The sequence below is a fragment of the Stagnihabitans lacustris genome (assembly GCF_025950525.1).
In the GTDB taxonomy this organism is placed as follows: domain Bacteria; phylum Pseudomonadota; class Alphaproteobacteria; order Rhodobacterales; family Rhodobacteraceae; genus Stagnihabitans.
The window spans coordinates 1-12,464 of record NZ_JAPDGS010000002.1 but is presented as its reverse complement, the minus strand read 5'-3'; the positions used below and the strand labels follow the sequence as shown (position 1 = coordinate 12,464).

Here is a 12,464-nt window from a genome sequence, read left to right as displayed (position 1 = left end):
CGCAATGTCAGCAACTTCCGGAACAGCCGCCAGGGCACGGATGTCCTCGAAAAGCGCCCCTTCCTCACCGTCAATCCGCACCGAGGTCTCGTGGTCCAAGACATCGGAAAACCGAATTGACAGCGCAATGTCGTCAAAAAGTGAGGCTGTGTCGCTCGTGTCCATGCCGGTCTCCTGTCTGAACACAGGATCCCCGAGGATACAGAAAGTCCAAAGCCCTGAATCCGGCTGGAAATATCCGGAAGTTCTTTCGAGATCGCCCGCCAGGGTCGGCCAGTTTCGAACCATCTCGGGGACGGTCATCGCCCCCTGCCCTTGCAAGATACTTAATGAGTCTTTCCCTGCAAAAACTTGCGATCCGGCCGAGGAATCTTTCAAAACCTGTGCGAGGATTTTCTTCGCGCCCTCGCATCCTGATGTGACGAACACGATCACCAGGTGCCTCATGACCGCCCACACGCACATCACCGACCCAAATCCGTCAACCCAGAGCAGCCATCCAGCCGTCCTGACATTCAAGAAACTGCACCCCAAGGCTCTCGGGAAATTCCGGATGCATGATGAACGTCGCGGCGGAGATCTGGCGCATGTCGATGTTGGCGCCTCCGCCATGAACGAGGTTTTGCACGGTGGGCCCCGTTGGATCGATCAGGTCCGCGATGAAGTGCGTGAGGCGCGCATGAACATTCACCTAGAACACGTTGCGGCCTTGAGACGCAAATCGCGCCACAGGGACGCTGACGCCTTGGCTGCCTCGGGACCCTCTGATCCCTGGCGTCGGGTCAGCGAGGGTCCGTTGCGAGAGGGCATCCTGACCGTCAACAAGGCGTGGTTCGGCGGAAGCTGGCAAGCCCAATGGGACCCTGAAAAAGTTCTCGCCTTCAAACAGGCAGCAATGGCCTTCCTGCGGGACCACTTTCCAGATGACCAATTGCGTTATGTCAGCGCGCATCATGACGAAGAGGCCTTTCACATCCACTTCGTCGTCTTGGTCTGGAACCTCCGCATCAGCGAAAATCGCAGTCGCCAGCGCCTGATCGAGTCTGCCGCCAATCCGCTTCTGGCCAACTATGAACATGCACAGGATCTGATTGGCATGGCGCTTCAGCCCCTGGGTATCTGCAGAGGGATCCGCCGCGCCGAAGAACGCCGCCATGCAAAATGGGCGGGCCTGCCGGCAGATCCTCCCCGTCGCCATGTTCCACCGTCGATGTATCGTCAGACCGAGATTTCAGAGGGTCGGGCCGAGGCGGCACGCATCATCGCGGCGGCAAGGGAGGAGGCGAATGCCATGATGGCCGCAGCACAGAAATCGACGCAGGAGATGGCGCGGGCAGCCGATGAGGCGCGAGGCACAGACGGCACAAAAGACGGTGCAGCGGTTGGAGGCCGAAGTCGCTGCGAAGAGCGCTGAAATGCAACAGCTGAGCCTGACCACGATCAAGGCCGGAGAGATCCTCCAAGCTGCGCACGTTTCAACGAAGAAAGAGCAGGACAAAGCCGCTTCGGTCATCGCCACGCTGAACCTGGGGCTGAAGCTCTATGCCGAGGGTATGTTTGCCCTGACCGATGACGAGGCGGACATTGGACCTGTGATTGAATGGACGGCACAGGCCCGATATCTGCCCCAAGACGAAATCCATGCACAGCTGATGCCAGCTCTTCCCCTGTTGATGCGCTTCACCGGATCGTCGCCGGTGGCCAATAACTGTCGATCAACTCCTTTTGGTGTCGCAGAAAATCATCGGTCGCAGCCATTCTTGACCAACGAGGCTTACCCGCGGCGGCCTGAGGCATTGGGCCGACCCAAGCCTCGATCGGGGCTCTCTCCCTGCCCGGCTTGCGATGCGCCCCCCTTCGCCATAAGGTCAGCCAATTCCATGCACTTGCTCCGGACCCGATGGCCCTTTTCAAATTCTTCCGCCCTCGGCCCGAGGAGAAGCCGCTCTTGCAGCGCTGCCTGTCGGTGGATCTGGAGGTCGACCCGAAGACAGCAGTGATCTTCGACCTGGCGGCGGTGCGTCACGAGGGGCCTGCGGTGGTGGCCCCAAAAGGCGGCCTGTCGCGGTCGCTGGACCGGCTGGAAGAGGCTCTGGAGGGGGTCCATATCCTGGGCCACAACATCCTTCACCATGACATCGAGCATCTGGTGGCCGCCCGACCCCGCCTGCGCGAGAGAATGCAGGCCCCGATCGACACGCTTTGGCTGAACCCGCTGGCCTTCCCGCGGAACCCCTATCACCACCTGGTGAAGCACTATCACGACGGGCGGCTGCAGGCGGGGCATGTGAACGACCCCGAGCTTGACGCAAGGCTGGTCTTTCAGGTGCTGGAGAACCAGCTTCAGGCCTTCAGGGCGCAAAACCCGGATGCCCTGGTGGCCTGGCATTACCTCTCGACCCGGATGGACCGGGGCGCAGGGTTCGATGCGGTCTTTGCCGAGGTCCGCCGGGCGCCGGTGCCGGACCGATCCACCGCCTTGAAGGCGATCCGCACGCTTTTGGAAGGTCAGGCCTGCGCCGCCCAGGTCTCCCCCACGCTGGAGACCCTCCAAGACCCCCGCCGCGCCTGGCCCCTGGCCTATGCTTTGGCCTGGATCTCGGTCTCGGGCGGGGAATCCGTCATGCCGCCCTGGGTCCGCGCCGCCTTTCCGCAAGCCGCCGAGATCGTGCGGGACCTGCGCGACACCAACTGTGGCAAGGCCTCCTGCCCCTGGTGCGCGGTGATGAACGATCCCAAAGGCGCTTTGCAGAAGTGGTTCGGCTTCCCCGCCTTCCGCCCTGAACCGAAGGACGCCGAGGGCCGCCCCCTGCAAGAGGTCATCGTCGAACGGTCGATGGCCGGAGACAACGTCCTTGGCATCCTGCCCACCGGCACGGGGAAGTCGGTCTGCTACCAGGTGCCGGCGCTTTCCCTTTACGACAAGACCGGGGCGTTGACCGTGGTGATCTCGCCCCTGGTCGCGCTGATGGCCGACCAGGTCCAGGGGATGGAAAGGGTCGGGATCTCCTCCTCGGTCACGATCAACGGCATGCTCTCCATGCCCGAGCGGCAAGAGGCGCTGGACCGCGTCCGCCTCGGTCAGGCCGCCATTCTCCTCATCTCGCCCGAGCAACTGCGGTCGGTCTCGGTGCGCGGCGTGTTGAAGCAGCGCGAGGTCGGGCTTTGGGTGCTGGACGAGGCGCATTGCGTCAGCAAATGGGGCCACGACTTCCGCCCCGATTACCGCTACATCGGCCGCTTTGTCCGCGAGTTCTCGGGCGACCGGCCCCCGGCCCCGGTCCTGTGCCTGACGGCCACCGCCAAGCCCGAGGTCGTGGGTGACATCACCGCCCATTTCCGCGAGAGGCTGGGGGTGGAGCTGGCGCTTTTTGACGGCGGGTCGACGCGGACGAACCTGTCCTTTCAGGTGATAGCGACAGCCAAGACCACCAAGCCCGGCGATATCCTGCGGGTGCTGGAGACCCACATGCCCGACCTGCGCGCGCCGTGGGGCAAGTCCGGCGCGGTGATCTATTGCGCCTCGCGCAAGGGAACCGAAGAGGTCGCCGCAGCCCTGAAGGTCCAGGGCCTAAAGGCCGCCCATTTCCACGCGAAACTGTCGGCCGAGGAAAAGCGCACGGTGCAAGAGGCCTTTCGGGTGGGCGATCTGCGTGTCATCGCCGCGACCAACGCCTTCGGCATGGGGATCGACAAGCCCGACATCCGCCTGGTGCTGCATGCCGATATCCCGGGCTCTTTGGAGAACTACCTGCAAGAGGCCGGGCGCGCGGGCCGTGACCGCAGGCCTGCCACCTGCGTGCTGCTCTACCACTCCGACGACATCGAGCGGCAATTCACCCTCTCGGCCCGCTCACGGCTGGAGCGGCACGAGATCGGCGCCATCCTCAAGGCGCTGCGGCGCATCGACGAACAGGGCCGCAACGGCGGCAAGGTTGTCGCTACGAGCGGAGAGATCCTGCGGGAGGAGAAGGACCACGACTTCCTGCGCGACAGCACGACCGAGGACACCCGCGTCAAGACCGCCGTCGCCTGGCTGGAAGAAGCCACCCTCGTCTCACGCGAGGAGAACAGGGTGCAGGTCTTTCCCTCGTCCCTGCTGGTGCCCAGCCTGGACGCGGCCGCGCAAGTCCTGGAAAGGGCGGCGATCACCGGCGCGCGGCGCAAGCAGTTCCTGGACATCCTGCGCCACATGATGAACGCGGACCCCGACCGGGGGATCTCGACCGATGAGCTGACCGGGATCGCGGGCCTGACCCATCGCGGGCTGGCCAAGGCCATGGCCGACCTCGAGGCCCTTGGGCTGGCGCGCAACGACATCGCCATCACGGTGCAGGTCCATGTCGGCATCGCAAACGCTTCTCGCGTCAGGTTCTCTGCCGCAATGGGGCTGGAGAAGACCCTGGTCGCCACGATGCGCGAGATGGCACCGGAGGCGGGGCCCTTGGACCTGACGCTGGCCAGCCACAGAATGAAGGAGCTGGGTCACGAGGGCGCGGGGCCGCATATCCTGGAGCGGCTCTTGCGGTCGGTCGAGCGGGATGGGCGCGACGAGGAAGGCGGTCAGGGGAACATAAGGCTGAAAAAGCTCTCCTCCCGGACGCTGGACGTCACCCTTCAACGCACATGGCGGGTGGTGGAGCAGACCGCGGCACTCCGCTGGGCCGCAGCCGAACGACTGATGGAGTTCCTGATCGCCAAGGTGCCGGCTGGCACGCAAGGCAAGGATATCCAGGTGGAAACCACGCTGGGCGCGCTTCTGGCGGTGCTGATGGCCGATGCGGTCATCGCCGGAGCGGTCCGCGACATGACCAAGCTGATGGAGCGCGCGCTTCTTTGGCTGCATGAGCAGCAGGTGCTGACCCTGGGCAAGGGGCTGACCGTCTTTCGGTCTGCCATGACTGTCCACCTCAACCCCTCACGCGCGGGGTTTGTGGCCAAGGACTACCAGCCGCTTCTGGACCATTACCGCGAGCAGACGATCCAGACCCATGTCATGGATGAGTTTGCCAAGAAGGGGCTGGATCACATCGACGAGGCCCTTCGCCTGTCGGGCGATTACTTCGCCTTGCCGCAGGACCAGTTCCTGCGCCGCTGGATGCCGGGGCGGTCGGTGGAGCTGCGGCGTCAGACCACCGGCCGCGCCTGGCGCCAGATCGTCGACGACCTCGGCAATCCGACCCAGCAGGACATCGTGGCCGATGACCGCGAGGAGACCAATGTCCTGGTCCTGGCCGGTCCCGGCTCGGGCAAAACCCGGGTTCTGGTCCACCGCATCGCCTATCTGCTGCGGGTGCGGCGCGAAGATCCAAGCCGCATCCTCGTCCTGACCTACAACCGCCATGCCGCGGCCGAGATCCGCGCCCGGCTCCGCCACCTGGTGGGCGAGGACGCCGCCTTCGTCACGGTCTCCACCTGTCATGCGCTGGCGATGCGGCTGGTGGGGGCTTCCTTCACCGGCACCGAGGAGCAGGACTTCGACGGCATCCTGCGCGAGGCCGTCCGCCTCATTAATGGCGAGGGCCTGTCCCGCGCCGAGGCCGAGGCACAGCGCGAAGCACTCATCCAGGGCTATCGCTGGATCCTGGTGGACGAATACCAGGACATCGGCCCCGAGGAATATTCCCTGATCGCCGCCGTCGCGGGCCGGTCGCTGGAGGACCCCGACCAACGGCTGAGCCTCTTTGCCGTGGGGGATGACGACCAGAACATCTATGCCTTCACCGGCGCCTCGGTCTCCTTCATCCGGCGGTTCGAAGAGGATTACCGGGCGAAACCGAAGTTCCTGACCGAGAATTACCGCTCGACGCGGCACATCATCGACGCCGCCAACCAGGTGATCGAGCCCGCCCGCGACCGGATGAAATCGGGCCATCCGATCACCGTGGACCATGTCCGCGGGCTGGACCCCGGCGGCGGGGTGATGGCGGTGCATGACCCGGTGGCACGGGGCCGCGTCCAGTTCCTGGATGTTGCCGCCGATGAGACGGCGCAGGCCATGGCGGCGGTGGACGAGTTGGTGCGCCTCTCGCATCTTGACCCCGACTTCGCCTGGAGCCGGACCGCGATCATCTCGCGCGATTGGCGGCGTCTGGGGCCGGTGCGGGCCTATCTGGAAAAGCTGGGCCATCCCGTGCAGATGGCGAACGAAGAGCTGCCCTCGGTTTGGCGCCTGCGCGAGATGCGGGCGCTGGTGGCGGGCTTGCGGGCGACGCCTGCCGCGATGCTGAAGGTCCAGGACATCCTGGACGTCCTGAACCGTCAGACCCCCAACCGCTGGGTCGATCTGATCGCCGAGGGCATCGCCGACCTTGCCCGCGAGTTGGGGCCCAAGACCATCCCGGTGCCCGATGCGGTGGAATGGCTGGCCGAATGGGCGCGGGACGTGCGTGAGGGTCAGCGCGGTTGCCTGCTCCTGACCGCGCATCGCTCCAAGGGGCTGGAGTTCGACCATGTGGTGATCTTGAACGGCGGCTGGGCGGGGCTGTCGCAGGGCGAGGACAGCGAGGCGCCGCGCCGCCTGTTCTATGTCGCCATGACGCGGGCGAAGCGGACCCTGGCCGTGGTGACCTCGGGCGCCCATGTCTTCGTCACGGCCGACAGCGAGGCCGAGCTTCTGCGCAAGATCCCCCCGCCCCGGGCCTCGGACCTGCCCGAGCCGGATCAATACCTGCTGCCCGACATGAAGACGGTCGATCTCTCCTTCGCGGGGCGCTTGGCCGATGTCAGCCCCTCCCTTCAGGCCATGGCCGAGACGCAGGTCGGCGACCGCGTCACCCTGGACCTTCGGGACGGCAAATGGCTGATCTTGGACACAAAGGGCCGGGTGCTAAGCCGCATGGCGGGCAAGTGGCAACCGCCCCCGGGGAGGCTGGTCCGGGGCCAGGTCGGAGCCGTCGTCCTATGGCGCAAGGCCGACAACGAAGAGGCCTGGCAGGGCATGCTGAAGCGCGATCAATGGGAAACCGTGCTGCCGGACCTCGTCTTCCGACAGGAGAGCATGTGAGCCACCGGCGCGTCGTGGCTTTGACCAGCCGAAAAGGGCCGATCACAGCTGGTACGCGCCACCTGACCCTGGGACGTTGATGCGGCCCGACCTCTGCCCCCGCAAGTCACCAACCTCGACCTGCTTGCCGATCAGAACGATCCGCGCGACTTTGGGAATGTCGCTGCAAAGGGGGACAAGATCATGCTGACCAATGCAGATATCGTCGAACTGACGGAGTTCCGTCACCGCCTGCATCGCCATCCGGAAGTCTCAGGGCAAGAAGAATGGACGGCAGCGCAAGTCGCGCAGGCGCTGGAACCGCTTTGCCCGGGTCGCATCCTGACGGGGTTGGGCGGTCATGGCGTCGCGGCGGTGTGGAGCGCGCCCATAGCGGGGCCGACGGTGATGTTCCGCTGCGAACTTGACGCGCTGCCGATCGAGGACCTGTCCCAGTCCACGCATCGCTCGACCCATGCGGGCAAGGGACATCTTTGCGGGCATGACGGACACATGTCCATCCTGATGGGGCTGGCCCGCCTGATCTCCCGCCACCCGCCTGCGAAGGGGCGCGTGGTGCTCTTGTTCCAGCCTGCAGAAGAGGATGGATCGGGGGCCGCCGCTGTCTTGGCCGATCCGGGATTTGCCGAGATCCGGCCTGACTGGGCCTTCGCGGTGCACAATATGCCGGGCATGCCGCTGGGCCATGCCGTGATCGCAGCAGGCCCGGCGAATTGCGCCTCTGAAGGGCTCCGGGTCGTGTTTGGCGGGCGCACCGCCCATGCCTCGATGCCGGAAACCGGTCTGTCGCCTGCATTGGCCCTGGCAGCCTTGATGCCTGCAGCGCTTGCGGCAGGTCCGGGGGGCGCAGTCGTGCCGGGATTTCGGCTGGTTTCGATCTGTCACGCGCGGATGGGAGAGCCAGCCTTCGGCATCACCCCCGGCGAGGGGGAACTTTGGTTGACCCTGCGCACCTTGCTGGATGACGACATGGCGGCACTACGCGGCGAGGTCATTACCTTGGCCCAGGATCTGGCCGCACAGCACGGCCTGACGGTCGCCTTCACCCATCATGATCGCTTTGCCGCCTGCACCAACCAGGCCGAGGCCTCTGCGGCCATCATTCGCGGCCTTGAGGCCCTGGGGATCGGCCATGACACGCATGGCCTTCCCATGCGCGCCTCCGAGGATTTCGGGCTTTTCGGCACAGTGGCCAGATCCGCCATGTTCCTGCTGGGCGCAGGCGAGAACCGACCCGCGTTGCACAATCCCGACTACGATTTCCCCGATGATCTGATCGCGCAAGGTGTGGAGATCTTCGACCGCATTCGCCAAGACATGCTTGGCTGACACCTGCTGTTCAAACACGATGCATCGCCACGAAGGTCCGAAAAAGCACTTCATCCGTGCTGATCTTCGGATTTCAGCCGGGGATGTCGTTGCATACACTCAGGACCGAACACGTCGATTACGCGTGGACCGTCGCAAGGGGCGGAAAGCGGACTTTCACTGTCGCGGGCCTAGTTGTGCTTGAGAACGTTCAGGGAAACGCCAAGCAATACCCAGTTCCTGAATCTCTAGATCGCGGCGAACGACTTCGCGGCGCGCGGTTGGTCCGAAGTACTCTGATGGATCCGCCCCGGAAAGGATCCCGGAGCCGATTCCGGGCAGCTGGCTCAGGATTTCCAGTCGCGCCATCGGCGCCAGCGCCCTCAGTCCAATCCGGCCGGGATAGAAACTTTCGGTGAGCGCGCCATTGGCAATATTCACCTCGTGCTGCGCGAAAAGGAGATGGTGGTAGCGAACCTGGCGCCTTCCCTGCGCCACCCGAACCCCACGCATCGCCGCCTGAGCCAAATGAATGGCCCGCACCAGCACCTCATGCCCCTTCAGCGTGACAAGCATGCGATGCTGCTGCGAAACCCACAGGTCCGATGTTGCCCCCAATGTGCCGGCCTTGATCCGCACGGGCCGCATCTTGGCCGCATCCTTCAACTCTTGCGGTGTCATCACTTTGGAGCCAACCCATTTCAAGGGTTGGGCGCCATGGTCCAGGGTTTCCACCAGATCGCCTGGTCGCAGGTCTTCAACCAAGGCGTCGCCCTCCGGGACCTTGATCCGGGTTCCTGTCACAAAACAGGGGATACCCATGGAGTGCAGCGCCGCATAGGAATTGACGGATGCCGGAGAAATGCCGTCCAAGACGACGGATTCGCCATTCGGGAAGGTCAATCTGGCATTGCCGAAACCGTCATCGGTAACGACCACATCATTCACCCGGACGGGGTTTCCGTTCAGATCAAGCAGATCAGCCACATTCAACTGGTCGGTGGTTTTGCCCGAGACCAGAGTCATGTTGAAATCCGTGACCGTGTCCTGGCCGTCACCGTTCACCAAATCCAGAATGTCGCTTCCGGTTCCCAGCGTCAGGCTGTCATTGCCCGCACCGCCAAGAATGTGGTCATCGCCGGTCCCGCCGGAGATTGTGTCATTGCCTGCGCCGCCGAAAAGAAGGTCCGCATTGTCCCCCCCCATCAAGCAGATCCTGCCCCAAGCCGCCTTGCACCGTGTCATTGCCTGACCCGCCAAAGAGCTGGTCGTTGCCCGTGCCACCGTCGATTGAATCGGCGCCAGCGCCACCTGTGATGGCGTTCGCATTGGAATCGCCTGTCAAAGTGTCATTATAGCTTGAACCGGTCAGGTTCTCGATTCCGGTCAGCGTGTCGTCGGCAGCATATCCACCCGAGCTGACGGCCGTCGCAAGGTTGACGTTGACGGCCGCGGTTGAACTGGCATAGCTCGCAAGGTCGGTTCCATCGCCGCCATCCAGGATGTCGTTGCCCGCGCCGCCCATCAAAGTGTCATTGCCCGCCTCGCCATAAAGCGAGTCATTGCCGGCACCGCCGTCAAGGGAATCGTTGCCGTTGCCGCCATAGATTTTGTCGTGGCCCGCACCGGCCGATACGGTGTCATTGCCGTCGCCGGCCCTTACAAAATCATCGTTTCCCGATGATCCAGACAGAATGGCGTCATTGTTGTCGATCTTGTCGCCCGTGGCATCCGTAAAGGCGCTGCCAATGGAATCATCGCCTGTCGTGCCGTCAACATAGCCATCCGGGATTGGGCCACTGGAAAGCGGCGCAAAGGTGGAATAGCTGGTCTGCCCCGCGCCTGACCAGGTGTTGTAAGTCAGCGTGTCGCCAGCCGAAACCGGGATGGAGAACGCAACGCCGTTTGCAAGGGGATAGCCACCGGTTGTGTAAAAATTGATCTGGTATGCGACACCGGATTGTCCAGTGGTCTGGTTGTAGATGGTTGTTGCATATTCCGATGTCACCGCCGAACCGACGGGAACGGTCACACCATCCACAACCATCGCCGTTGTCGTCAACTGCGAGTAGGTGCCGTTGCTGTCAACCACCCCGCCCATGGCGGTTTAAACTTCGTTCAGAACCGTGTCGTTGTCGTTGACGCTAACGGCAATTGGCTGCGCGCCTGGCGAAACGGTTGTGACGCCGCCGCCACTGCTGGCCTCGGGGTTGGCACCATAGCCGAATATCTGGAATGTATAGATCGTCATAGGCCTGCGCCCGCAATCGGTGCGCTGGTTGCAACCGCACCCTCAAAGGACTGGAAGGATTTGACCATCAACTCTTGAACCTTGCCACCACCACCTGCGGCTGACATCATGCGCGATGAACGAACCACACTGGACTGTGCGCCGTTGCAACGCCCGAAATGCCACGCGTCTTCGACTGTAAGTGGAAAACCTCATCCACTTCCTAAAGCGGCCGAGGGGGCGTTGTCGGACTTCATTCAAGTTCATTCCAGTTTGGCGAAATCGACTTCTTCCCGACCGAGGGCGGCGGAACTGTAAAACAGCATTTCCAATACCGTGTTCTCAGGGCATTTGCCGAGAGGAATGCCTTCGGGCGCCTATCATGGCGCGTTGCGACCCTGCTATCAATCCTTCAGTCGCCCGAACGTGATCTCGATCCTGTTGTGACGTTAGTAGTGGCGCTTGTCATCTCTCTCGGGCACGGCACGCGACGTCCTGCCGGGGATGCACGCCGACGAATTGCGCATGGAAGCTGCCATTCAAAGGAGTTGGGTTGAGCGTCCGCTTTGGGCCGAACATGTCGATCACGCGCGGATGGTTGCAAAGGGCAAGAAGCGTACCCTTGGAGTCACGCTGGAGCCTATGGCCATGCGAGCTGGACGCAAGTCATCCACGGAACCCGATCCGTCGACCTGTGCCACCTGACCCGGGACAGCAAATGCCAGCACGACTACCGGATCCGGGGCGAGACCTGAGGTGCCGGCTCAGACTCAATTTGCTTGGATCATGAATCGATCATCAGGTAACCCGGCCGCAAGCGCAAAGATCATGGCTTGGGCTGGGTCGACCTCGATTTCGACCAACAGGCAATTCGCCAGAAAGGCGTCAGGCTCTGGCATGAAAGTGCTGGTGGCGATCGTTGGGTTGCAATTCTGGCAAGGCGTAAGGGCCATGGTGGGAAGAGAAGACATCAGTCGTTGTCGAGCGAGACGCCTATGAGGCCATCTCGATCCGGGAAATGAAAGCGGATGCCCTTGTCCACATAGACTTTTGCAAGGGCCTCGACGTTGCTGGAATTGGCCCGCCCCGGCCCTGAACTCTCGCTCTCTAGTCTTTTCAACGTGGGCAGAGATATGCCAGCCAATGCCGCTATTTCTGCCTGGCTTGCATCCAGCATGGCCCGCGCGGCACGGAAGTGAGCTGCCCGAAAGAACATGGGTGATCCTTTTATATCTTTTTTTTGGTTTCTACTTGATTACTCGATTTCCTTGATCTATTTGTATCACACGAGAACAGAAAAGCGCAACCGAATCGTATTCGACTGCCTCAATTGACGGAGTTTAGCCATGACCAACCTTCAGATGACCTTCGCCGCACCGGAACAGATTTGCTCGACCCTTCCGGTGTTGAACGCCTTCAACGCCTTTGTCGCCAGCCTCTTCGATCTGGCGGAAATCGAAGCCTTTGGAGTTGACGATGTATGGGATCCGGCGCTCGACGGATGGATCAAGACCGCCGAGGCCATGCGGTCAGAGGTGGTCAATCGGGCAGAGGTGGTGATGCTCATCGCCGGTTGCGAGACCTGGGCCGCGCGGTTGAAGAAGGTCTGCGCCGAATTCGTCAGGCTAATGAAGTCCTCTGAAGTCCGCGAATATTGCGAACTGGCGCAGGACCTGCGCAAGCGGCAATGGCGCCGACACTCTCGGACCCTGCCCAGGGCCCAAATGATCGCACTCGATGCATTCTCAGAAGCTTTCGAGAACCTGCTTCAATGCCCTGACCATTGTGTTGATCCTGCAGCGCCCGAGCCTGCCCAAGTTTTCGATCGGGCTGCCTGACCCCCGGTAACCCCCCATTCTTAACGGGGTGCATCCGTAGAACTCACGCGGCCGTCTTCAGTTTCTGGGCGGGTGTGATGCC

8 protein-coding genes are annotated in these 12,464 nt (G+C 62.7%); 4 read left to right on the top strand and 4 right to left on the bottom strand.

The window, feature by feature from the left end; translation table 11 throughout:
• Positions 1–40: 40 nt before the first annotated feature.
• From NX862_RS04750 to NX862_RS04740, 3 genes are all read left to right on the top strand, one after another.
• Positions 41–1,414 (top strand): plasmid recombination protein, encoded by a 1,374-nt coding sequence (locus tag NX862_RS04750; protein ID WP_264492739.1) that lies wholly within the window; start codon positions 41–43, stop codon positions 1,412–1,414.
• A gap of 486 nt (positions 1,415–1,900) precedes the next feature.
• Positions 1,901–7,006 (top strand): RecQ family ATP-dependent DNA helicase, encoded by a 5,106-nt coding sequence (locus NX862_RS04745; RefSeq protein WP_264492738.1) that lies wholly within the window; start codon positions 1,901–1,903, stop codon positions 7,004–7,006.
• Positions 7,007–7,189: 183 nt separating this feature from the next.
• Complete coding sequence (locus NX862_RS04740; protein ID WP_264492737.1) at positions 7,190–8,335, top strand: amidohydrolase; 1,146 nt, start codon at positions 7,190–7,192, stop codon at positions 8,333–8,335.
• A gap of 156 nt (positions 8,336–8,491) precedes the next feature.
• Here NX862_RS04740 and NX862_RS04735 read toward each other — a convergent pair whose 3' ends face one another.
• The 4 genes from NX862_RS04735 to NX862_RS04720 all read right to left on the bottom strand — a co-directional run bounded on the left by NX862_RS04735 (position 8,492) and on the right by NX862_RS04720 (position 11,760).
• The gene (locus NX862_RS04735; RefSeq protein WP_264492736.1) at positions 8,492–9,520 is read right to left on the bottom strand and encodes a Hint domain-containing protein; all 1,029 of its coding nucleotides are present in this window, start codon (positions 9,518–9,520) and stop codon (positions 8,492–8,494) included.
• Entirely contained in the window at positions 9,474–10,415 is a 942-nt protein-coding gene (locus NX862_RS04730; protein ID WP_264492735.1) for a calcium-binding protein, read from the bottom strand. Before NX862_RS04730 ends, NX862_RS04735 begins: the two co-directional genes overlap by 47 nt.
• A 6-nt stretch (positions 10,416–10,421) precedes the next feature.
• A complete protein-coding gene (locus tag NX862_RS04725) occupies positions 10,422–10,565 on the bottom strand; it encodes a hypothetical protein (protein WP_264492734.1) in 144 nt (47 codons plus the stop codon).
• Between the two features lie 949 nt (positions 10,566–11,514).
• Positions 11,515–11,760 carry a helix-turn-helix domain-containing protein gene (locus NX862_RS04720; RefSeq protein WP_264492733.1) on the bottom strand — a complete coding sequence of 82 codons (246 nt, stop codon included), beginning with the start codon at positions 11,758–11,760 and terminating at the stop codon, positions 11,515–11,517.
• 130 nt (positions 11,761–11,890) lie between these two features.
• On the opposite strand from NX862_RS04720, the gene NX862_RS04715 reads away from it, so the two are divergent.
• Entirely contained in the window at positions 11,891–12,382 is a 492-nt protein-coding gene (locus tag NX862_RS04715; protein WP_264492732.1) for a hypothetical protein, read from the top strand.
• The last annotated feature ends 82 nt before the right edge of the window (positions 12,383–12,464 follow it).

Coding starts and splice junctions, on each gene's coding strand:
- NX862_RS04750 (WP_264492739.1), top strand. CDS start 41: ATGTCCTCGAAAAGCGCCCCTTCCTCACCGTCAATCCGCACCGAGGTC.
- NX862_RS04745 (WP_264492738.1), top strand. CDS start 1,901: ATGGCCCTTTTCAAATTCTTCCGCCCTCGGCCCGAGGAGAAGCCGCTC.
- NX862_RS04735 (WP_264492736.1), bottom strand. CDS start 9,520: ATGGGGGGGGACAATGCGGACCTTCTTTTCGGCGGCGCAGGCAATGAC.
- NX862_RS04720 (WP_264492733.1), bottom strand. CDS start 11,760: ATGTTCTTTCGGGCAGCTCACTTCCGTGCCGCGCGGGCCATGCTGGAT.
- NX862_RS04715 (WP_264492732.1), top strand. CDS start 11,891: ATGACCAACCTTCAGATGACCTTCGCCGCACCGGAACAGATTTGCTCG.
- NX862_RS04725 (WP_264492734.1), bottom strand. CDS start 10,565: ATGACGATCTATACATTCCAGATATTCGGCTATGGTGCCAACCCCGAG.
- NX862_RS04740 (WP_264492737.1), top strand. CDS start 7,190: ATGCTGACCAATGCAGATATCGTCGAACTGACGGAGTTCCGTCACCGC.
- NX862_RS04730 (WP_264492735.1), bottom strand. CDS start 10,415: ATGGGCGGGGTGGTTGACAGCAACGGCACCTACTCGCAGTTGACGACA.